Here is a 23,014-nt window from a genome sequence, read left to right as displayed (position 1 = left end):
TTTGCGCTGTTGTGGGTGGCGTTGGCCGTAACGGCGCATGCGCAACAGCCACGAGCGCTCGACGACTTCGAATCGGCCGCGCCGTGGAAAGTGGTCGTCTCCAATCAGGTCAGCGCCAGCTTGCGCAAGGTTGAGGGCGCGCAGGGCGGCGGCTTGTGCCTGGACTACGATTTCAACGGCGTATCGGGCTATGCCGGACTGCAGCGCGAGCTGCCGCTGGACTATCCGGACAACTACCAATTCGCGTTCCAGTTGCGCGGCGATTCGCCGGCCAACGATCTGCAGTTCAAACTGGTCGACGCCAGTGGCGACAATGTGTGGTGGGTCAACAAGCCCAAGTACGAGTTCCCGGCGCGGTGGACGCCGGTCGTCTACAAGCAGCGCCATATCAGCCGCGCCTGGGGACCTGCGCCGGATCCGGCGTTGCGGCGCAGCGCCAAGCTCGAATTCACCGTCTACAACAGCGCCGGCGGCAAGGGTTCGGTCTGTTTCGATTCGTTGAGCCTGCAACCGCTGCCGATCGATCCCGCCGGGCCGTACACCGGCAAGGCCAGCGCCAACGCGGCGCTGCCCGGTGGTGCGGCCAGTCTCGCCGTCGACGGTAAGCCCGACAGCGCATGGCGCGCGCGCCTGGATCCGGCCAAGCCGCCGCAGCTGATTTTCGATCTGGGCCGTTCGCGCGAGTTCGGCGGCGTGGTGCTGCGCTGGGCGCCGCAGGCCTACGCATCGGCCTATCGTCTGGCGCTGTCCGAGGACGGGCGGCAATGGCGCGAAGTCGCCGCGCTCGGCGATGGCGACGGCGATGCGGACTATCTGGCGCTGCCCGAATCGCAGGCGCGCTACCTGCGCCTGACCGCGCAGGTCGGACCGAAGGCGGAGATCGCGCTGTCCGAGTTCGAAGTCAAACCGTTGGCGTTCGCCGCAACGCCCAACGATTTCGTCCGTTCGATCGCCGCCGAAGCGCCGCGCGGTCGGTTCCCGCGCGGCTTCAGCGGCGAGCAACCGTACTGGACCGTGATCGGCGTCGACGGCGGCGACGATCAAGCGCTGATCGGCGAGGACGGCGCGGTCGAAGTCGGCAAGGGCGCCTTCAGCCTGGAGCCGTTCGTGGTCAGCGACGGCAAGCTGCTCGGCTGGGCCGATGTGCGCGCCTCGCAATCGCTGCAGGACGGTTATCTGCCGATTCCTTCGGTGCACTGGCGGCATCCGCAGTTCAAGCTCGACGTCACTGCGTTCGCCGACGACCGTCGTGAGGTCGGCGGCGGTTCGCGGCTGATGGCGCGCTACCGCCTGAGCAACGACAGTGCGCAGGAACGTACTTATCATTTCGTGCTTGCGTTGCGGCCGTTGCAGGTGAATCCGCCGACCCAGTTCCTCAGTCAGGTCGGCGGCGTCAGCCGCATCCGCAGCCTGCGCAGCGACAAGCACGGCTTCAGCGTCGAAGGCGCCGACGGCCGCATGGCTGCGCGCCGCATCCAGGCCAGCGCCGCCGATGCCGCACTGGCGGCCAGTTTCGACCATGGCGATGTGGTCAAGTATCTGGCGCAGGCGGACTGGGCGCGGGTTTGCGAGGCCTGCACGCCCGAAGCCCGGATGTTGCGCCGCCTGGGCGGTTCGGCCACGACCGGGGTCGAGGCGGATCGCAACGCGATGGCTTCCGGCGCGCTGGTCTATGAGGTGACGCTGCGGCCCGGCCAATCGCGCGAGTTCGTCTGGAGCAGCGCCTTGATCGGCCAGGACGACGGCCGTTTCGTCGATGCGGCCGAAGTGGCCTCGCGCCAGCGACTGGTCGCCGGCCAATGGCGCGAGAAGCTCGACCGGGTCAAGCTGCGTGCGCCGCCGGCCGGTCAGCACGTGATCGACACATTGCGCACGGGGCTGGCGCACATGCTGATCAGCCGGGTCGGCCCGCGCCTACAGCCGGGTACGCGCTCGTATGCGCGCGCCTGGATCCGCGACGGCGCGATGATCGGCGAAGGCCTGCTGCGCATGGGCCGCGAGGACGTGGCCGAGGAATTTCTGCGCTGGTACGCGCCGTATCAGTTCGCCAACGGCAAGGTGCCGTGCTGCGTCGACGATCGCGGCAGCGACCCGGTGCCGGAGAACGACAGCCACGGCGAGTTGATCTTCACCATCGCCGAGGTCTATCGCTACCGCCGCGATCGCAAGCTGCTCGAGGCGATGTGGCCGCACGTCGAGGGCGCGGTGCGCTACATGGACGAACTGCGGCTGAGCGAGCGCACGCAGGCCAACCGCGCGTCGAATCCGGCGTTCTACGGCATGATGCCGGCCTCGATCAGCCACGAAGGTTATTCGGCCAAGCCGATGCATTCGTACTGGGACAATTTCTGGGCTTTGCGCGGCTACAAGGACGCGGTGGAAATCGCGCAATGGCTGGGCAAGGACGCGCAGGCCAAGGCGTTCGCGGCTTCGCGCGATGAGTTCCGCCAGGACCTGTACGCCTCGATCGGCCATGCCACGAGCGCGCATGGCATCGACTACATTCCCGGCGCGGCCGAGCTCGGCGATTTCGATGCGACCTCCACCACCATCGCCCTGGCGCCGGGCGGCGAGCAGGGGCTGTTGCCGCAAACGCTGTTGAACAACACCTTCGAGCGTTACTGGAAGGAATTCGTCGATAGGCGCGACGGCCGCCGCGAGTGGAAGGACTACACGCCTTACGAGCTGCGCACCATCGGCAGCTTCGTGCGCCTGGGTTGGCGTGATCGCGCGCACGAGGCGCTGGATTTCTTCTTCAAGGATCAGCAGCCGCGCGGCTGGAACCAGTGGGCCGAAGTGGTCTCGCGCACGCCGCGCAAGCCGTTCTTCGTCGGCGATCTGCCGCACGCCTGGGTCGAGTCGGACTATGTGCGCTCGGCCTTGGATCTGTTCGCCTACACCCGCGATGTCGATCAGGCGCTGGTGATCGGCGCTGGGGTGCCGGCGATGTGGCTGGACGGCGAGGGCATCAGCGTGGAGGGCCTGCGTACGCCGTATGGCGCGTTGGGCTATCGGTTCAAGCGCGCGGGCAAGCAGGCGACGCTGGAGATCGACGGCGGGCTCCACGCGCCCGCCGGTGGCGTCGTCGTGACTTGGCCGTTTGCGGGTGCGCCGGGCAAGACGCTGGTGGACGGGCGCGAAACGGCCTGGGCGAAGGGTGAGCTCAAGATCGAACGGGTGCCGGCGAGGATTTCGATCGCGCTTGATTGAGTGGGCGGTCGGGTGCTGCGTGAGCTGCGCGGGCGTGGGGCGGTGCGTGGTCGCGGCTTGCGCCGCTCCTACATTCGGATGGCTTCAGTACGACAGCGTCTGGCGGCGATTCACGGACACCAATGCACGTCCAGGCCGGCATCGCCGTCCAGACCGATCAGTACCGGCCAGCGCTTCACCTCGCCGTTGGCGAGGGCTTGCTTGAAGGTCTCGCGCTTGGCCGTGCCCTGGATCAGCAACAGCCGCGATTGTGCATAGGCCAGACCGGCCGGGGTCAGGCTGATGCGCTTGGTCCATTGCTTGGCGCCGAGCGAACCGGTCGCGTCGATCGCGATGTAGGGCTGCTTGGACGCCAATGCGCGATCCAGCGCGGCCATGCCCGGGAACAGCGAAGCGGTATGGCCGTCCTCGCCCATGCCCAGCACCGCCGCGCAGGCGGCCTGACGCGCGTGCGCGTTGGCGAAGGCGACCGATTCCTCCAGCGTACGGCCCGATTGGGTCAGCGATTCGAAGCGCGCGGCTGCGGCGTTGTCGCGCAGCAGGTGCTGGCGCACCAGCCGGGCATTGCTGTCGGGATCGTCGGGCAACAACCAGCGCTCGTCGACCAGGGCCACGTCGACCCGCGCCCAATCCAGCGGAGCGCGCGCCAGCGCGCGATACACCGGCGCCGGTGAAGTTCCGCCGGACAGCAGCAGGCGCACGCGTCCGCGCCGGACCAGGTCGCGGCGCAGTTCGGCGGCGATCGCCACCGCACAGGCCCAGACCCAGGTGTCGGTGCTGCGGTGTTCGTGCCAGCGGTACGCGGCGGTCTGGGGTAGGGCGGGATCGTGCGGGACGGGAGTGGAATCGTCGAGCATGCCCCGATCTTCGCACGCCGGGGTTTAAGTCCGTGTGCTCATCGACTGTGACTGAGGCCACACGCGCGGGGCCGCACGCCTATCGCCGCGACCGAGGCGACGAAGGCCAGCGGCCGTCGTCGCCCGCGACCGTTACGCCGCGGCCTTGATCGAGCGTTGCGCGGCCAGCGCCGCCGCGCCGAGCAGGCCCGGCTGCGCGTGGGTCACCGCCAGGGTCGGCACTCGCGCCATGGTCGGCGAGAACCGGCCCTTGTGTTCGAAGCGCTGACGGAAACCCGAGTGGGCCAGCCATGGCATCAGCTTGGGCACCAGGCCGCCGGGCAGGAACACGCCGTCCCAGGCGCCCAGGGTCAGCACCAGATCGCCCGCGGCGGCGCCGAACACCGCGCAGAACACGTCGATCGCGCGCAGGCAACGCACGTCGCCCTCGCGCGCCATGGCGGTGATGTCCTGCGGCTGCAGCGGGCCGGGGTCCTCGCCGGCGATCTGGCTCAGGGCGCGGTGCAGGTTGACCAGTCCGCTGCCGCTGATCAGGCGTTCGTTGGAGACCCGGCCGAACTCGCCCGACAGGCGCTGCAGCACCTCGATCTCCTCGGGATTGTTCGGCGCGAAGCTGACGTGGCCGCCTTCGGTCTGCAAGGGATAGAAGCGACCGTCGCGGCGCAGCAGCGCGCCCACGCCCAGACCAGTGCCCGGGCCGATGATCGCGTAGGTGCGATCGCCCGTGTCGTTGCGGCCATCGCTGTTACCCCAGCCCGCCCAGCGCGCGCCGCCGATCGCCACCACGTCGGCCGGGTGCAGCAGCGACACCGCCATCGCCTGGGCGGCGAAATCGTTGACCAGGTCGATCCGCGCCAGCCCCAAAGCGATCCGCGTCCTTTCCGCCGAGATGACCCAAGGATGATTGGTGATGCGCGCCTCGTCGCCATCTACGCGCCCGGCGACCGCGAACACGCCATGGCTCGGCGTGGCGCCGATCCGGTCCAGGTAATGGCGCGCGGCGTCGGCCAGCGACGGGAAATCGGCGACCGCGAACACCTGCACGCTGTCGGGCAGCAGCGCGGGCGTGGACGGATCGGACGAGGCCAGGGCGAAGCGGGCGTTGGTGCCGCCGATATCCGCGAGCAAGGCGCCGCTCATGCCTGGCCTCCCCGGTAGCCGTTGGTGGGCGGCAGGAACGCTTCGGCCTCGCTCGGGCCCCAGGAACCGGCCGGGTACTCGACGGCCGCTTGCTTGGTTTGCGTCCACGCGCTTTCGATGCTGTCGATCCACTGCCACGCGGCCTCGACTTCGTCGTCGCGCACGAACAGGGTCTGGTTGCCGCGCAACGCGTCGACGATCAGGCGTTCATAAGCGATCCGCCTCTGCGGCGAGCCCGACATTGACAGATCCAGCGACATCGGCTTGAGTTCCAGCGCGCCCCATTCCGGCGCGGCCAGACTGCCCATGAGGCCCAGTTCGATGGTTTCGTCCGGCTGCAGGCGCATGCGCAGGCGATTGGGGCGCTCGCGACCGCGGCGCGGGCGTTCGAACAGCCAGTGCGAGGTCGGGCGGAACGAAACCACCACTTCGGTCGCGCGCTCGGCCAAGCGTTTGCCGGTGACCAACCGAAAGGGGACGCCCGCCCAGCGCCAGTTATCGATATAGGTTTCGACCGCGACAAAGGTCTCGACCGTGGATTCGTGCACGAAGCCCTTCACCGCGCGGCCTTCGACCACGCCCGCCGCGTAGCGGCCGCGCACGGTGCGGGTGGCGACATCGTCGTTGTTCATCGGCCGCAGGGCGCGCAGCACTTTGCGTTTCTCGTCGCGGATGCTGTCGGCGTCGAGCGCCGCCGGCGGCTCCATCGCGATCAGCGCCAGCAGCTGCAGCATGTGGTTCTGGACCATGTCGCGCAGCGCGCCGTAATTGGCGTAGTAGCCCTCGCGGCCGTCCACGCCGGCGGTTTCGCCGACGAAGATGTCGACCGATTCGATCCAGCGGTGCTGCCACACCGCTTCGAGCAAGGTGTTGCCGAAACGCAGTGCCAGCAGGTTCTGCACCGCGGCCTTGCCCAGGTAATGGTCGATGCGGAAGATCCGCGATTCGTCCAGGCAGGCCTTGAGCGCGGCGTTGATCTCGCGCGCCGAGGCCAGATCGCGACCGATCGGCTTTTCCAGGACCAACCGAGATTCGCCTTCCAGCAGGCCCGCCGCTTTCAGACCTTTGGCGCAGGGCACGAACAAATCCGGCGGAGTCGCCAGATAGCTCACGCTGGGCCGATCGGCGTAGGACGCCAGCGCCGTGGCGATGGCCGCTTCGTCGCGCAGATCGACCGACACGTAGGCGATCTTGCCCAGCAGCTCCTCGACCACCGCCGGATCGTCGGCGACCTCGCCGGCCATGCGCTCGCGCAGCCAAGCGCGGAAGTCGTCGTCGGACAACTCCTGGCGACCGACCGCGACGATCCGGAACGCGGGCGGCAGCAGCCGATCGCGCCACAGGTGGACCAGCGAGGGGAACAGGTAACGCTGGGAGAGATCGCCGGTGGCGCCGAACAGCAACAGGGTGTCGTGCATGGAGCGGGTGGGCCATGAAGGGAGGGGGGAGTCGAGCGGACGCGTGGATCGCATCCGTTCAAGTCGCCGGGACGGTGGCGGTCCAGGCGGATCGCCCAAGCATATCGCTGCTTGGACGGTGGGCGAACTTTCGCGCGGCGGATCGGTGGCGGCCGAAAACCGCGGCTGAGTGCCGATTGAGCGAACCGGGCGTGCCACGGGTTGCGTTCGACCGCGAAGCCGGGCGAAGTCGTTTGCGACGATATTGCAATCAGCAGGCGGGGCGGGGTCTCCGGGCGGGTCGGGCAGGGCCGCGCGTCCGACCCGCGCAGGCGCGGTTCGGGCCGGCTGCGGGTATTCACGACGGGGCCGCGCATGAAAACGGTTACATGGCAGAATAGCCCAGGGCGCGGCCAAACGCATCGCCCGGTTCGCATTGTCCGGAGATTTCATGGCGAAGGTCACTCTGCAGCATCTGCGCAAGGTTTATCCGAACGGTTACGTCGGCGTCGCCGACGCCAGTTTCGACATCGCCGACGGCGAACTGCTGGTGCTGGTCGGCCCTTCCGGCTGCGGAAAGTCGACCCTGCTGCGCATGGTCGCGGGCCTGGAAACGATCAGCGACGGTGAACTGCGCATCGGCGACCGGCGGGTCAACGACGTGTCGCCGAAAGACCGCGACATCGCCATGGTGTTTCAAAGCTATGCGCTGTATCCGCACATGACCGTGGCCGAGAACCTCGGCTTCGGCCTGAAACTGCGCGGGTTGAGCAAGTCCGAGGTCGCCCGCCAGGTCGGCGAGGCCGCGGCGATGCTGGAACTGGAACCCTTGCTGGACCGCAAGCCGGCCGCGCTGTCGGGCGGCCAGCGCCAGCGCGTCGCGCTGGGGCGCGCGCTGGTGCGCAAGGCGCAGGTGTTCCTGCTCGACGAGCCGCTGTCCAATCTCGACGCCAAGCTGCGCATGACCATGCGCGTGGAAATCGCGAGGCTGCATCGCCAGTTGGGCACCACCATGATCTACGTCACTCACGATCAGGTCGAGGCGATGACCCTGGGCCAGCGCATCGTGGTGATGAAGGACGGCAAGATCCAGCAGATCGACACGCCGATGGCGCTGTACGAGCGGCCGGTGAATCTGTTCGTCGCGACCTTCCTCGGCAGTCCCAAGATGAACATCCTGTGGGGGCCGGTGACCCAGCGCGAGGGCGAGCTGTACCTGCGTATCGGCGAGGGCGTGGAACTGCATCTGCGGCCGCAGGACGAGATGCTGGAGAAGGTGCGCGGCTACCTCGGGCGCGAGCTGATGGTCGGCCTGCGTCCGGAAGACATGCATCTGGCGCCGGCCGGTCCGGGCACCTTGCCGGCCAAGGTCGAAGTGGTCGAGCCGGTCGGCAACGAGGCCTTCCTCAATCTGGGTTGCGGCGGCTGCGATCTGGTCCTGCGCTTGCCGCCGTTCCATCTGCCCGGGCCGGGCGACACCGTGCATCTGTCGTATCAGGCCGAGCGCATGCACTTTTTCGATCGCGAGAGCGAGCTGAGGTTGTAAGCGCGGCGGTGGTTGGGGGCTGCGGCCCAGGCGATGTGCGTGTCTGCGCTGACGAGGTGCGGACACCGGCGCGGCGGTTCGATTGGCGCGGTCGCGGCTTGCGCCGCTCCTACACAGGGCCCATGCCGCGACGCAGTGTCGGACCGCCCCTGTAGGAGCGGCGCAAGCCGCGACCGCGCCGCAACCAGCACCGAGGCAAGCATCGAAGCCCACCGCGAACCGCCACTCGCCGGATTGAGTCGGAGCGCCGATTGCGGTCAAACTGGCTGCGCGCTTCGGCGACATTCGCGCAGTACGGAAGGGGAACTCTCCGTACAGTGGGCGTGTCTGGTCCGCGATGTTAGTGTGCCCGGGCACCCGGAGGGATCCAGATGGACAGTCAGTCCGCGACCGGCCGCCGTCGCCGCCATGCCGCCCCACGTTGCCGTCCGCAGCGTTTCGCCCATGGCCGCCGCGTCCGCGCCTTGGCCGCGATGCTTGCTCTATTGACCGCAACAGGATGTCAAACCGCCATGTCTACGCCAGCCGCAACCCACACCACCGCGCAGTCCGCGACCGGCGCGGGCACCACGGCCGAGTGGCCGCTGCGCTTCCAGCGTCACCGCTTCGGCGGTTTCTGCTTCGACACCTACGGCTGCAGCATCGTCTACAACGGCTTTCCGCACGGCAAGGACGATCCCGAGCAACTCAGCGCGCCGGCGTCCTCGTTCGGCGCCGACTACCAGCAGCGCATGAAGGCCGCGCATCTGGACATCGCCAATTTCCCCGCGCCGGCTGAGGTGACGTGGCGCGCGAAGGACAAGAGCGAGCATCGGGCCAGCATCGACATCGCCGAGATTTTCCGCGACCAATTGATCCGCCATGAAGTCGCGCGCGAAGACGTGGCCGAAGGCGTGAGCGTCAACGACCCGGAGATCATCCTGGAAGTGGACGACCGCACCGTCAACGTCTACATGCGCAGCATGATTCCGCTGAAGAAACCGCGCGATCCAGCCAACCCGAACAGCGATTTCCGCGCCGACCTGGTGCGGGTGTTCAGCCGCACTTATTGATTCGGCGCATGGCTTGCAGCGCAGCGGCACGGCCGCTGCGACCCTGCCGCGATCGTTACGGCCGCCTTCAGCGCCGACGCTCGCGCCGCACAGCTAAGGAGAGTTTGCGATGGGCGGTGGCAAGAATCCCGACGGCGTCAAGACTTATCCCGCCGACGAGCACGACCTGGACAGTTATCGGCTAGCCAGCGAGCGGCTCGCGCAGTTGCGCGCGCCCACGCTGCTGGATTCCTCCGATCCGCATGCGCGCTTGTTCGTCGCCGCCTTCGACGGCACCGGCAACAGCATGTACGACGGCGATCCGAAGAATCACACCAACGTCGCCGACCTGGTCAAGCAGATCCAGAACGGCATGCACGACAACATCGGCGTGGGCTACGTCGAAGGGCCGGGCACCCAGAGCGGGTTTTTCCGTAGCACTCTCGACGCCGCCACCGGCCGCAGCTTCGAGCCGCGGGTGGAGAAGATGTACGCGCAGTTCATCGAGCAGGCCAAGCAATGGAAGGCCGACGATCCGCAGGCCAAGATCGGCCTGGCCGGGATCGGCTTCAGCCGCGGCGCCGAGCAGGAGGCCGCGTTTTCGCGGCTGGTGCACGAGCGCGGCATCCAGGATCCGGCCGGCGCCAAGTACAGCAAGGACAAGGACGGCAACATCACCGGAGTGGAATATTCCAAGCCGCCGCTGGTGGCGCCGGGGCAGGTTGCGCAGGCGGTCGGTCTGTTCGACCCGGTCGGAACCGGCGAGCCGCGCCATCACGACCGGCGCTTGCCGCCTTCGGTGATGTCGGCCTTCCAGATCACCGCCGAGGACGAGCGCCGCGACCAGTTCAAGTCCACCAGCATCGTGCGCGACGGGTTCGCCGAGGACAAACGTTTCCTCAACGTCACCGTCGGCGGCGCGCACAGCAATATCGGCGGCAGTTACGAGCTCAACGGCTTGTCGATCCGCAGCGGCAATCTGATGGTGGACTACCTCAACGGGCTCAGCGACCGGCCGTATCTGGCCAAGCGCGCCGAACCCGAGGATCCCAAGCTCAACGTGGTGCACCGTTCCGAGCAACACCTGATCTTCTACACCACTCGCGGTTTCCGCGACGGCGTGCGCGACCGCGTCGACGAGGTCGCGAGCAAGGAGCAGATCAAGCACGGTTCGGTCGCCGATCCGCGCAACAAGGAGCCGATCGACGCGAACCTGGACGCGCGCCTGGAGCGCCGGCCGGTAACCATCGGTCCTATCCCGGGCGGCGAATCCCGGATCACCGCCGGCAGACACGCGCACGAGGGCAGCCCGATCGACCAGACGTTCGCGCGGCTGGTCGACGCGGCGCGTAACCGCGACGACGGCGCCTTCCGCGCCGCCACCCAGGAACACGCACAAACCCAAACCACCCAGGCGTGGTTGCAGGGCGGACGCGAGCAGCACCAGCAGATGCAGGCCGACCGGGCCGCGCCGCAGCAGCCCGCATCCCCGCCGCAACAACCGTTGCCGCCCGAGGCACCGCCGAACCCGCAGCCGCGGGCGCCGGGCCCGTAACCCCAGACGGAGAGCGAAGTGCAGGACGCGCAAGACCTGAAACGATTGGCCGCCGATCTGGCGGTGTTCGCCCAACATCTGCAGGAACAAAGCGAGCGCGCGGTGCAGCATGTCGACCGCAGCGCCGACGAATTGCATCGCGCCGCGCTGGGCATGGGCGCGGGCGCGCAGGAGTTGGCCACCCAATTGGTCGACGCGGTGCGCGGCCAGGCGCAGGAGGCGATCGGCCGCGGCGCCATGCAGGCGTTCGGGCCGATCGGCGCGCAACTGCGTGAAAGCGCCGAGGTGGCCACGCGCGCGGCCAAGGCGCTGGAGGATCAGCGCAAGGCGCTCGAGCGCGCCCAGCAGATACTGATCTACAAAGGCACGCTGGCCTTGCTGGTCGCCTCGGCGATCGCGGTGGGCGGCAGTTGGTTCTTCATCAGCAAGTCGATGGACGAAATCCGGCGCGCCAAGTTCGGCCGCGACCTCATCGAGGCGACCCGCTCCGGCGCGCTGACCCGCTGCGACGGCCAACTGTGCGTCCGCGCAGGCGAGCGTTTCGGCAGCAAGGGCGATTACGTGCTGATCGAGCAAGAAAAAAAGTAAGGGACGCGCCGCCGGCCGCAACCCGGCGATCCGCGCATCGGCGTGCGCAGCGAATCCCGGCGCGGCCCTTCGGCCGCGCTCTCATTCCTCTATCGGCCTGTCGGCATGAATGCAGCGACGACTTCGGTGTTGGTCACCGGCGGCTCGGGTTTCCTCGGCGGCCATTGCATCGCGCGACTGCTCGCGGACGGTTACCGCGTGCGCACCAGCCTGCGCGATCCGGGTCGCGAAGCCGGGGTGCGGGCGGCGATCGCGCACGCTGGCATCGATGCGGGCGCGCGTTTGTCGTTCTTCGCCGCCGATCTGCAGCGCGATGCCGGTTGGGACGAGGCCGTCGCCGGTTGCGACTACGTGCTGCATGTGGCGTCGCCGTTTCCGGCCGGGGTGCCCAAGCACGAGGACGAACTGATCGTCCCGGCGCGCGAAGGCAGCCTGCGGGTGCTGCGAGCGGCGCGCGAGGCCGGGGTCAAGCGGGTCGTGCTGACTTCTTCGTTCGCGGCGATCGGCTATGGCCATCGCGAACGCACCGCGCCGTTCGACGAAACCGTGTGGTCGCAATTGAGCGACAAGGTCGGCGCGTATCCGAAATCCAAGACCTTGGCCGAACGCGCCGCCTGGGACTTCATCGAGCGCGAAGGCGAGGGGCTGGAACTGGCGACGGTCAACCCCGTCGGCGTGTTCGGCCCGGTGTTGGGGCCGGATTATTCGACTTCGATCGCCTTGATCAAACGCATGCTCGACGGTGGACTGCCTGGATGTCCGGCCTTGTATTTCGGCACGGTCGACGCGCGCGACGTGGCCGATCTGCATCTGCGCGCAATGATCGATCCGGCCGCCAAGGGCGAGCGCTTCCTCGCCGTCGCCGACGATTTCATGTCGGTGTTGGAGATCGCCCAGACCCTGCGCCGCGGCCTTGGCGCAGCGGCCAGGAAAGTGCCCAAGCGGCAGTTGCCCGACTGGCAGGTACGCATCGCCGCTTGGTTCGATCCGGCGGTGCGCCAGATCGTGCCCGATCTGGGCCAGCGCAAGAACGCGAGCAATGCCAAGGCCAAGCGTGTTCTGGGCTGGGCGCCGCGCTCGCGCGAGGAAGGCCTGATCGCCGCCGCCGAAAGCCTGCTTGCGTTGAACTAGCCCGGAAGCGCGATCGATCGGGCTACGATTCGAGGCCCGGCAAAATTCTCGACAGGACGCTTCGAACCGAACCGGGCGCTCAGCGCGCCGCGAGCGCCCGTTCGGCGCGGCCGGACTGGCGCTTGAGCATCGCGATGGCCGCCAACAGTAGCGCCATCGGCACCAGCGAGAGATAAAACGCGGTGCCGCCGCCGATGCGCGCGAACAACTGACCGGTGATGAACGAACCAGTGGTGCCGCCGAGCGCGGAGAACACCACGATCAGGCCGGTCATGGCCGCATGCCGCGATTTGGGCAAGGAGCTGAGCACCACCGAATTGATCGCCGGATAGATCGGTGCCATGAACAGACCGATCAACGGGAACACGTACGCCGCCAGCGGCGCGCGCATCCAAGTCATGTCAGCATGCGGTCGCGCGTCGCCGGCCAAGGGCAGGGCCAGCAGCATCAACACCGCCATCGCCACCACGCACACGCTCAGCAGCCAGTGCCAGGGCACGCGGCGCAACGCCACACCCGCGGCCAGGCGGCCCAGCGCCAGCGACACGGCGAAGATGCTCGCCGCCTGCACGCTCATCTTGGTCGGCAAATGCAGGATTTCGCGATTGAAGGTCGGAAGCCACGTGCCCACGCTCTGTTCGATCAGCACGTAGAGGAACGCCGAGGCCAGGAATGCGGCGACCAGCGGCTGGGCGACCAGGCGGAACATGTCGAAAAACGATTCGCCCGAGGCGTGGCCGTCGCGCGCCGCCGATTCGTCCAGGTTCGAACCCGCCAGCAGGGCGACGATGGCCGCGGCGATCGCCGCGAGCAGCCAGTACACGTGCAGCCACACCGGATCGCCGGGCGAATCGGGATTGATGAACCAGGCGAAGATCCAGTAGCCGGCGAGCACGCCGACCATGAACCAGCCTTCGATGATGCTGGTCAGACTGGCGTGCGCCTGTTTGCCTTCGGTCAGCAGGCCGATGGAGGAATACACCGAGACCTTGGCCAGGGCGAAGGACGCGCCGATGGCGATGAACAAGACCTTGGTCATCCAGAACGAAGACAGCGCCGGCATCAGCAAACAAGCGACGCCGACGATGCTCAGGCCGAGCATCATCGCCCGGCGGTAACCCAATCGAGGCATCAGCGCGGCGGTGAAGAAGGAAACCACCGCGATCGGCAGATCCTTGAACGCCTCCAGGACGCTGGCTTCGCCCTTGCTGATGCCGAAGCCCTGGATCGCCTGCAGGATCACGGTGCCCACGCTGTTGAGCATGATCCCGAACATCATGTAGGTCAGGATCATCGCCGCGATCATGCGGCGGCGGTTGGCGGCGGTGGAGGTCATGCGGACTCCATGGGTGCAACCGTTGCGCCCTCTCCCGCGTGCGGGAGAGGGCCGGGGTGAGGGCGCGCGTTATCGGGGCCCCCGCGCCTGTAGAGATTCTGTCAGAACAGCGGTGCCGGGCGGCTTTGAGGTTGCACGTTGGCCCTCACCCCAACCCCTCTCCCGCGTTGCGGGAGAGGGGCTTCTAGAGCAATCGGGAGAAGGGCCGGGCGCGGGTGACTCAGCCGTCAATCACCACTTGTAAGCCGCCGAGAACAGATACTGCCGCCCGGCGATCGGCCGCCCCATGAACACGCCGCCGCTGGCCGCGCCGGGCACGCGCACGTTGCCTTCGGTCAGGCCCAGTTCGTTGGTGACGTTGCTGCCGCTGACCGACAGCTCCCAGTTGTCGCCGATGTGCATGTTCGCGCCGACATCGAGCGTTTGGTACGAGGGCAGCTTCTGGGTATTGGCCAAGTCCGCATAACGATCGCCGATGCTTGAATACGTCGCGAAGATCTTCAGATCGCCGAACGGCAGGGTCCAGAAATAGCTCGGAGTGAAGCGGAACTGCTGCTTGGGCTGGCGCATCACCTGGTTGCCGGTGAACTCGCGGTAGTTCTCGTATTGCGCGTCCAGCCACACGCCGGTCAGGGCCAGTTCCAGTCCGCCGATCGGACGCACCGCGCCTTCGACTTCCACACCGTAGGCGCGCGAATCGCCGGAGGTGGTGAAATTTGTACCGTCATCGAGGAAGGCCTGGAACGGCGAGTTGGTGAAGCTGTTGTAGAACGCGGTCAGGTACAGGTCGTAGACCGAATTGCCGGACTTGAAGCCCAACTCGTACTGATCGATCTCCTGCACCTTGGTATTGCCGTCGCGCAGATTGTCGAACGCCGGCAGCTTGTAGCCGGAGTTGGCGCGGGCGAACACGCTGGCGTTGTCGTTGAGCTTGTAGTTCAGGCCCAAGGTCCAGGAGAAATGCTTGTCGTCCTGATCGATGCGGCGCGAGGAGGGCAGCGAGATCGAAGTGGCGTTGTCGTAAAGCGTGTTCGGATTGCCGTCCAGATCGACCGTGGCGGTGTCGTGCACGGTGCCGTCGACCTGCTGCCACTCGTAGCGGATGCCGCCGTCCAGGCGCAGGCGGTCGTTGATCTGCCATTCGTCGGCGAGGAACACCGCGGTGTTCTGGCCGTCGTAGTCGCCGCGCAGCGAGAAGAACGAAGTGCCGGTGAAGCCGTCGCGGGTGACCTGGCGGCCATCGGCCAGGCTCAGGTCGATCCGGCGCGCGTTGTTCTGCGCGGTCAACAGCATGTTGTTGCCCAGGTACCAGGTGTCCTTGGACGAATACTTGGCGAAATACACGCCGGCGGTGAGGGTGTTGCCTTCGAACAGATACTTGCTGAAACGCAGATCGTTGGTGAACGATTCGATCTCCTTGTCGACCACCCAGAAGCCTGCGGTCAGCACTTGCTGGTTGGGATCGACCGCACCGCCGCCGTTGACGTAGGTCGCCGTGCCGGCGCTGCCGAAACCGGCGATGAAGGACGACAGCGTCTGTGGGCTGGCGCCGGTGAACAGGCCATTGGTCGGCGCGCTGCCGGTGACAAAGTTGGCCCGGTCGCTGATGGTCCAGTCGCCGACGTAGAAGTCCATCGAAGCGCCGAACACGTCCAGGTTGATGCCGCGGCCGTCGGCCAGATCGCGCTGGATGCTGGTGCCCGGACCAGTGGGAAGGGTGACGCGGCGGAAATCGTTGCCGAGCAGGGTGCCGGTCTGCGCGTCCAGGCCCGGGAAGCTCGACAGGCTGCTGCCGTCGTTGCGCGAGAGCAGCGGGATCGGGGTGAAGAACGCGTTCTTGTCGTTGGTGTGGCGCGCGTAGACGGTGACCTCGCCGCTGTCCCAGCTGTGGGTCAAGGTCGCGCTGAGCTGGCCGCCTTTTTCTGCGGGGAACTGGGTGTCGCGCACGCCGTCGGTGGTGCGGTAGAAACCGCCGACGCTGTAGAACCAGCCGTCGGCGAGCTTGCCGCTGTTGAACAGATCGACCCGGCGGAAGCCGTCGCTGCCCAGCCCGACCCGCACGCTGCCTTCGGTTTCTTCGCCGCCTTTTTTCTGGATGAAGTTGACCGTCGCGCCGGGCTGGCCGTTGGAGAAGATCGGGCTCGGTCCGCCGCGCAGCACTTCCATGCGCTCGATGGTGTCGTCCATGCGGAACAGCGTGGAGTTTTCCAAAAACGACAGGGTCGGCGGCGGATACAACGGCGCGCCGTCCATCTGCACGGTCACGAACGGCGCATCGCCTTCCGAGGGCATGCCGCGCACGAAGATGTTCGCCCCGGTGCTGCCGCCGGCCGATTCGGCCCAGATGCCCGGTACGACTTTCAGCGCGTCGGCGGTACTCAGCGGCACCGCTTCCTGGATCTGCTCCAGCGAGGCGGTGGTGATGGAGAAGCTGGCGTCGCGCTTGCGCACGCCCTTGAAGCGCGCGGTACCGCTGACCACGACCGCGTCGAGCGTGGTCGCCGCGTCGGCGGCGGCCGGCGCGGCCTGCTGCGGCGCGGGCGCGTCCTGGGCCAGTGCGTAGCCGGGCGCGAGCACGGCCAGGATCGCCGCCGACAAGGCGTAAGGCATCAGCCGGGTTTGCTTGAACTGCGCCTGCTTGGAAACTGCGTGCTGCATGTTGTTCTCCCCACCCATTGTCATGGATTGTTGGTCAAGGACGGCCCTGCCGCGGCGGTACGTGCCGCGCGCGGTCAAGGCGAAACGAAATCGTTCAGATCGAAGGACGCGATATCGGGCACGCAGGCATCGGCGCGCGCCAGCGCGACCGCGTCGCCGATGCCGATCGCGGCCATGCCGGCGGTCTTGATCGACACCACGCCGGCGGCCGCGTCTTCCAGGCCGATGCATTGCGACGGCGCCACGCCCAGCGCGGCGGCGACATCGAGAAAAATGTCCGGTGCCGGCTTGGCGCGGGCGATGCGCGCAGCGTCGGCGATGTAGTCGAAGCGCTCGGCGATGCCCAGGCGGTCGAGCAGCGCGGCGGCGTTGCGGCTGGCCGAGGCCACGCCGAGCTTGAGCCCGCGCGCGCGCGCCTGTTCGAGCACGCGCTCCACGCCCGGGAACAGATCCTTCGGCGTGACCTCGGCGATGGCTTGCACGTAATAACCGTTCTTGCATTCGGCCAGCGCCTGTTTCTGCTCGTCGCTCAGGGTCTTGCCGGCATGGCGCAGGATGATTTCCAGCGAACTCATCCGGTCCACGCCCTTGAGCTGTTCGTTGACGTGTTGATCGAACGGAAAGCCTTCTTCGTCGGCCATGCGCTTCCAGGCGCGGTAATGGGTCTGGGCGGTGTCGGTGAGCACGCCGTCGAGATCGAAGATCAAGGCCTGGGCCTGGCGCGGGAACGCCAGCTTGGCGTCGACGACGGGCGCGGCCAGCGCGCGGCGCAGTGGCGCGTCGCGATGCAACTCGATGCGCTCGCCGGCGTGTTCGATGCTCAACGGCGCGCCGTCGAGCAGCAGGTACTCCACGCCGTCGCGGTGCAGATTCACTCGCAGGCGCCGGCCCTGCCAGCGCAGGCCGAAGCCAAAACCATTCCATTGCCGCGGCAGCGTAGGCGCAAATTTCAGATCGCCGTCAGAAACGCGCAAGCCGGCGAAACCCGCCACCAGTCCCAACCACGTCCCCGCCAGCGCCGCCATGTGCACGCCGTGATCGGTATTGCCGTGCAGATCGTCCAGATCCACCCGCAGGTTGTCGTGGAAGAAGCGCTCGGCCTGGTCGGCCAGGCCGACTTCGCTGGCCAGAATGCCGAACACCGACGCCGACAAGGTCGAATCGTGGGTGGTCACCGCTTCGTAGTAGTCGTAGCTGCGGCGCTTGACCTGCGCGGGAATGCCGTCGCCGGCCAACACCAGGGCCATCACCACGTCGGCCTGTTTGCAGATCTGGTGGCGGTACAGCGTGACCGGGTGGTAGTCGAGCAGCAGCGGACGGTGCTCGCCCTCGTGCTTGGGGACGTGCTGGGGGAATGGCCAGCGCGGCTTGTCGAGGAAGGTGTCGTCCTGGGCGTAGATGCCCAACGCCTGGTCGTAATGCAGGAACATGCGCTCGCCGGCGCGGCGCCAGGTGTCGATCTCGTGCGCCTGCAGTTGCAGGCGTTGCGCCAATGCCTGCAATTGCTGCGGGCGCGCGCGCTGCAACTGTTCCCAGACCCGCACCGCGCGCAGCAGATGCTGCTGGGCCATGCGGTTGGTATAGAAGTTATTGTCGACCAGCGCGGTGTACTCGTCCGGGCCGGTGACTTCGTTGATGCAGAACGCGCCGCCGCGGCGCGGGTTGAAATGGCCGACCTGCGGCCAGATTCGCGCGGTCTCGAACAGGATTTCGGCGCCGCATTCGATCAGGAAGTCGATGTCGTCGGTGGCGTCGAGGTACAGGCCCAGGCCGTAGGCCACCGCGGCGTTGATGTGATACGCCGCCGAACCGGACGGGTAGTGCGCCGAGCATTCGCCGCCGGTGATGGTGCGCCACGGGAACAATGCGCCGAGCGGATGGTTCATCTCGCGCGCGTGCTTGCGCGCCGGTTCCAGTGCCAGGAAGCGCGCATGCAGCATCGCTCGCGCGACGTCCGGCGCGGTGTAGGCCATCACCGGCAGCATGAAGGCCTCGGTGTCCCAGAAATAATGGCCTTCGTAGCCTTCGCCGGTGAGGCCCTTGGCGGCGGTGCCGTTGATGCCGTCGCGGCCGGCAGACTGCAGCAGATGGAAGAGATTGAAGCGCAGCGCCTGTTCGGCCGCGCGATCGCCGTCGATCCACAATTCCGCGCCGTCCCAGAATCGCGCCAATGCCGCGGCCTGCCGCGCTGCGATCGCATCGAAGCCCTGTGCGGCCGCGCGGCTCAGCGCCTGCGCGGCGTGCGCGGGCAGATCGGTCGCGTGCGGGGCGTCGTCGGTGTTGACGTTGTCGGCGGTGATTTTATCGGTGGTGTAAACGACGAACTTCTCGATCGTCGCCGCCTGGCCGGGCCGCAGTTGTGCGACATAGCGCTGCGCGACCCGTTCGGCGCCCAGATCGGCCTGATCGAACGACAGCGCCTGGTCGAGCCGGTGCGCCTGACTGCAGATCACCCGCACGCCGCTGCGGCGGGTCGCCTGGACCACGTGCGCGCCGTGCTCGTCGGCCTGGCGCGACAACAGTTGCAGGCCTTCGGCCGAGGCCACGCCGATGCGCGGGTCGTCGCCTTGTTCGGCCGCCGCGTGACCGCATTCGATCGCCGAAACCAGGCTCAGCGGGCCGCTGTAATCGATCGACTGCACCGTGTAGCGGATCGCCAACAGGTCGACCCCGGCCACGCCGGTGTCGAAGGGCAGCACGCGCTCGGCGCGGATTTCCACGGTCTGGCCCTGCGCGGTCTTCAGCCGCAGGCGGCGGCTCAGCAGACCGCTGCGCAGATTCAGTTCGCGCTCGAACGCGAGCCACTGCGCCGCGGCCGGGTCCAGGCGCTGCGCGCCGAGCCATACCGCGATGCGTTGGCCGTCGGCGACCGGCAGGCGGGTGTCGGTGGTGCGGGCGAAGCCCGGGAAGCGCTCGTGGTAGTGGATCGGGTGTTTCTCGAAGACCGCGGCGAGGAAACTGCCGTCGCTGCCGCCGTCGGCCTCCTCGAAGCCGCCGCGCACGCCGAGCGAGCCGTTGGCCAGGGCGAACAAGGTTTCGTCGCGACGGCCGCGGTTGGCGTCGTAGCGGTCCTGGCGCAGGACCCAGGCCTGGGTGTCTGCGGCGGGAGAGGGAAGGGGTACGGCGGGTTGAGGCTGAGTCACGCGAACGGGCCCTGGGTCTGCGCTGCGCCGGCGCGGTCGCGACGGCTTGGAGGCGGACCCTAGGGATTGATTGTTATCGATGTCAAGTTATCGATATCAATCGGTTGCGGAGGCTACGGATCGGGTGTGACCTGGGCGTGCCAGCCGAGAGCGCGGGTTTGAGAATTAAGGCCACCGAATCAGTCGGTTAAGAAGCCGTTGCGATGCACAAGGCGGCTTCGCGAGCGTTCGCCAGGTCAGCCCACGTTCGTTGCATCGCAGCATGGTTTGCGACACCCGCAGCGCGGCCGCGATCCCGACCGTAGGAGCGGCGCAAGCCGCGACCGGGACACCGCATCGACGACGCAAACTGGAAACCCGCGGTCGCGGCTTGCGCCGCTCCTACAGGGCCGTCCAGCCTTCCTGGGCTTGCGCGGCGCGGAATCAGGTAGCTCGCGCGACGCCTCCCGCGCCACCGCGATCCCGACGGTAGGAGCGGCGCAAGCCGCTACCGGGATACCGCATCGACGACGCGAGCCGGAGAGCCCGCGGTCGCGGCTTGCGCCGCTCCTGCAGGGGCCGTCCAGCCTTCGGGGTCATGGGGAAATCAGGTGACTCGCGCGACCAGATGGGTCGGCAGGATCTCCGACTGCGCCGGCTCGCCTTCGATCATCGCCAGGATCTTGCGCGCCAGCGATACGCCCGCATCGACGAAGTTCTGATGGATCGAGGTCAGCGGCGGCAGGTAGGTGGCGCCGAGTGGGGTGTCGTCGTAGCCGATCACCGACACGTCTTCGGGCACGCGCCGGCCGCGTTCGATCAAGGCGCGGATCGCGCCGATCGCGAGCAAGTCGCTGGCCGCGAACAAGGCGTCGAACTGCGGGTGCTGGTCGAGCAACGCGTGCACCGCCTGAGCGCCCGCGCTGACGGTGAAATTGGCGACCGTCGGAGTCAGCGGCACGATGCCGTGTTCGGCCAGCGCCTGCGCGAACCCGTCCAGGCGCTCGGCGAATTCGCCGTGCGCCTGATCGCCCAGAAACACCGGCCGGCGCCGGCCGAGCGCGAGGAAGCGCTCGGCGGCGAGTTTGCCGCCGCGGTGGTTGTCGCTGCCGACCACCACTTCCGATTCGTGCCGGCTGACCGCGCCCCACACCACCATCGGCCGGCCCCAGCGCTTGACCTGGTGCATGGCGTCCTCATGCGCGCCCTGGCCGAGCAGGATCACTCCGTCGGCAGCCTGCACGCTGGGCAATCCGCCACCTTGCAGCGAAGTCAGCAGCACGCTGTAGCCGGCCGAAGTGAGCTCCTGGCTGATGCCGCCGAGCAGGTCGAGCGGGTAGGGGCCGGACATCTGGCGTTCGACGGTGGGTTTCATTTCCACCACCACCGCGACGGTCATGCTGCGGCGCAGGCGCAGATTGCGCGCGCTGATGTTGAACTGATAGCCCTGGCTTTCGGCCAGTTCCTTGATCTTGGCGCGGGTTTCGGGATTGACCAGCGGGCTGTCGCGCAACGCGCGCGAGACGGTGATCGCCGAGACCCCGGCCAGTTCGGCCAGGTCGGCCATGGTCAGGTGTTCGCCGGCCTTGCGGGTCGGATTGGAGGCGCGCGGTCGGCTCATAGGGGACGGATCGATCCAGGATCACGGTCGAAGACGGGCCGTGCCTATGTACCACGTCGCGCGTAACGGCTGCAGAAACCCGATGCGTGCGCGAACGCGTCGCATCGTGGATCGTTCGGCTGTGCGCCGCGTCCGCGTCGGGATCCGGACGGGTTTTAGGGGCCGCGCCCGCCGACGGAACCGGCTGTCGCTGTCGATGTCGCCGGCGCCGCGTTGCGCCGGTAGTAGATGCGCGATCCGCCGTCCACCACGCTCAACGCATGCACGACACCGTGCGCATTGCGATGGAATTCCAGTTCCGCGCCGACGCTCGTGGCGAGAAACCGGGTCGGGCTCAGTGGCGACAGGTTGGCGGGCGACTCGTCGGGCAAGGCGAGGGTGACCGCGCCGTTGGCCACGGTGATGCTGATCGACTCGTAGCCGAACCAATCCGGCAGCGCGCCGAGCACGTCGGCCGGCACCACGGGATCCAGGCGATAGCTGCCGGCGTAATCGGCATACACCGGCGCGCTGAGATCCAGCGCGACGGTTCGGATGGTCGGTTTGATGCCGTCGCCCAGCGCATCGGAGATCGCATTGCGGATCTCGCCGCGCAGCAGGTAGCCGTTCTCGCCGTTGGTAAGGATGGCGAAACCGTAGCCGGTTTCCGGATAGCCCTCGATCGCAGCGTGATAACTGTCGTTGTCGCCGTTGTGGAAGAATCTGCGCGTGCTGCCCGAGCCGGCCAGATACGGCCCCAGGCCGCGCGTGCCCGGCGCGACCTCGGACATCATCTGCCGGGTGATGCCCGGTGGCAGGACCCCGGCCTCGCCGCGGTAGCTGCGGATCAACGCGGCGACGAACGCGCCCAGATCGTTCGCGCTGGTCCACAGACCCGAGGCGGCCTGTTCGGGGAAGCTCTGCCAACCGCGCGGCAACGCGGTGAGCGCGCCGGCGGCGTCGTGCGCCTTGGCGATGTTGCCGCGCGCGGCCGACAACGGGCTTTCGAAGGTGCTGCGGCGCATGCCGGCGCGCTCGAACACTTGCGCGCGCGCGACCGCGTCCAGCGGCTGGCCGGTGACGTCCTCGATCAGTTGTTGCTCGACCATGATCCCGCCACCGGAATAGTCGGCGCGCGTGCCGGGTTCGCGCTGCAGCCGGATCGGCTTGTTCTTCGCCGGCGGCGTTCCGTTCAAGGTCTGCACCAGCGTGGGCAGGGCTTCTTCCGGCAGATAGTCCTTGAAACCATGCACCGTCAGGCCCGAGGTGTGCGACAGCAGCATGCGCATCGTCACCGTGGGGCGATCGATCCCGGGCGCGTCGGGAATGCGCCAGGATTTCAGATAAGCGTTGACGTCGCGGTCGAGATCGATCTTGCCCTGCGATACCAGTTGCAGCGTGGTCGTCGCGGTGATCATCTTGCTGACCGATCCGACCGAGAACAGCGTGTCCGCGTCGACCGCGTCGCGGGTTCCGGTTTCGCGGACGCCGTAGCCGGCGGCATAGGCGAGCTTGCCGTCCTTGACGATGGCGATGGCCACGCCGGGCACCTTGTGATGCGCCATGCGCTCTTGCAAGGTCCAGGCGGGCAGGGGCTCGCCCATCTTGACGATGCTGGGCCGCAGTCCGCGCTGTATCGCGTCCGCCAGTTCGGCGACGTCGCGATCGGCCGGCGGCCGCGCATGGGCGGTAGCGCCCAGAAAGCACGCAACCACAGTGCAGGCGAACATCGTGGATTTCATTCTTGGTTACCCTTGTGGTGGAGGTGTGGAGCGGCTGCGGCGAGCAAACGCGGGCAAAGCGAGGCCGTACGCGGCCGCAACCGCGCTGCAACGATACGAAC

The 23,014-nt window shown here is 67.6% G+C and carries 14 protein-coding genes; 6 read left to right on the top strand and 8 right to left on the bottom strand.

The window, feature by feature from the left end; translation table 11 throughout:
* Window positions 1-9: 9 nt before the first annotated feature.
* Complete coding sequence (locus ACTOWJ_RS04825) at window positions 10-3,210, top strand: discoidin domain-containing protein (RefSeq protein ID WP_441333498.1); 3,201 nt, start codon at window positions 10-12, stop codon at window positions 3,208-3,210.
* A gap of 110 nt (window positions 3,211-3,320) precedes the next feature.
* Here ACTOWJ_RS04825 and pgl read toward each other — a convergent pair whose 3' ends face one another.
* From pgl to zwf, 3 genes are all read right to left on the bottom strand, one after another.
* A complete protein-coding gene (pgl, locus tag ACTOWJ_RS04820) occupies window positions 3,321-4,067 on the bottom strand; it encodes a 6-phosphogluconolactonase (RefSeq protein ID WP_441333457.1) in 747 nt (248 codons plus the stop codon).
* 132 nt (window positions 4,068-4,199) lie between these two features.
* Window positions 4,200-5,207 carry a glucokinase gene (gene glk, locus ACTOWJ_RS04815; protein WP_441333456.1) on the bottom strand — a complete coding sequence of 336 codons (1,008 nt, stop codon included), beginning with the start codon at window positions 5,205-5,207 and terminating at the stop codon, window positions 4,200-4,202.
* Complete coding sequence (gene zwf / locus ACTOWJ_RS04810; protein ID WP_441333455.1) at window positions 5,204-6,625, bottom strand: glucose-6-phosphate dehydrogenase; 1,422 nt, start codon at window positions 6,623-6,625, stop codon at window positions 5,204-5,206. Before zwf ends, glk begins: the two co-directional genes overlap by 4 nt.
* A gap of 430 nt (window positions 6,626-7,055) precedes the next feature.
* On the opposite strand from zwf, the gene ACTOWJ_RS04805 reads away from it, so the two are divergent.
* The 5 genes from ACTOWJ_RS04805 (at window position 7,056) to ACTOWJ_RS04785 (ending at window position 12,455) form a co-directional block, all read left to right on the top strand.
* Entirely contained in the window at window positions 7,056-8,150 is a 1,095-nt protein-coding gene (locus tag ACTOWJ_RS04805; RefSeq protein ID WP_441333454.1) for an ABC transporter ATP-binding protein, read from the top strand.
* 512 nt (window positions 8,151-8,662) lie between these two features.
* The gene (locus ACTOWJ_RS04800) at window positions 8,663-9,202 is read left to right on the top strand and encodes a hypothetical protein (RefSeq protein ID WP_441333453.1); all 540 of its coding nucleotides are present in this window, start codon (window positions 8,663-8,665) and stop codon (window positions 9,200-9,202) included.
* A 109-nt stretch (window positions 9,203-9,311) separates the two neighbouring features.
* A complete protein-coding gene (locus tag ACTOWJ_RS04795) occupies window positions 9,312-10,736 on the top strand; it encodes a phospholipase effector Tle1 domain-containing protein (protein WP_441333452.1) in 1,425 nt (474 codons plus the stop codon).
* A gap of 18 nt (window positions 10,737-10,754) precedes the next feature.
* Window positions 10,755-11,324: a hypothetical protein gene (locus ACTOWJ_RS04790; protein ID WP_441333451.1), complete on the top strand. Its 570-nt coding sequence runs from the start codon at window positions 10,755-10,757 to the stop codon at window positions 11,322-11,324.
* Between the two features lie 105 nt (window positions 11,325-11,429).
* Window positions 11,430-12,455 (top strand): SDR family oxidoreductase, encoded by a 1,026-nt coding sequence (locus ACTOWJ_RS04785; protein ID WP_441333450.1) that lies wholly within the window; start codon window positions 11,430-11,432, stop codon window positions 12,453-12,455.
* A 79-nt stretch (window positions 12,456-12,534) separates the two neighbouring features.
* On the opposite strand, the gene ACTOWJ_RS04780 is transcribed toward ACTOWJ_RS04785, so the two are convergent.
* The 5 genes from ACTOWJ_RS04780 to ACTOWJ_RS04760 all read right to left on the bottom strand — a co-directional run bounded on the left by ACTOWJ_RS04780 (window position 12,535) and on the right by ACTOWJ_RS04760 (window position 22,913).
* Window positions 12,535-13,791, bottom strand: coding sequence for an MFS transporter (locus tag ACTOWJ_RS04780; protein WP_441333449.1), 1,257 nt, complete (start codon window positions 13,789-13,791; stop codon window positions 12,535-12,537).
* Window positions 13,792-14,022: 231 nt separating this feature from the next.
* Window positions 14,023-16,401: a TonB-dependent receptor gene (locus ACTOWJ_RS04775; protein WP_441333497.1), complete on the bottom strand. Its 2,379-nt coding sequence runs from the start codon at window positions 16,399-16,401 to the stop codon at window positions 14,023-14,025.
* Between the two features lie 122 nt (window positions 16,402-16,523).
* Window positions 16,524-19,592 (bottom strand): beta-phosphoglucomutase, encoded by a 3,069-nt coding sequence (gene pgmB, locus ACTOWJ_RS04770; RefSeq protein WP_441333448.1) that lies wholly within the window; start codon window positions 19,590-19,592, stop codon window positions 16,524-16,526.
* A 586-nt stretch (window positions 19,593-20,178) separates the two neighbouring features.
* A complete protein-coding gene (locus ACTOWJ_RS04765; RefSeq protein WP_441333447.1) occupies window positions 20,179-21,192 on the bottom strand; it encodes a LacI family DNA-binding transcriptional regulator in 1,014 nt (337 codons plus the stop codon).
* A gap of 155 nt (window positions 21,193-21,347) precedes the next feature.
* Complete coding sequence (locus ACTOWJ_RS04760) at window positions 21,348-22,913, bottom strand: serine hydrolase domain-containing protein (protein WP_441333446.1); 1,566 nt, start codon at window positions 22,911-22,913, stop codon at window positions 21,348-21,350.
* Between the last annotated feature and the right edge of the window lie 101 nt (window positions 22,914-23,014).

The sequence above is a fragment of the Lysobacter sp. CA199 genome, assembly GCF_052078715.1.
Taxonomy (GTDB): Bacteria; Pseudomonadota; Gammaproteobacteria; order Xanthomonadales; family Xanthomonadaceae; genus Lysobacter.
This window is presented reverse-complemented; position numbering and strand designations above follow the sequence as displayed.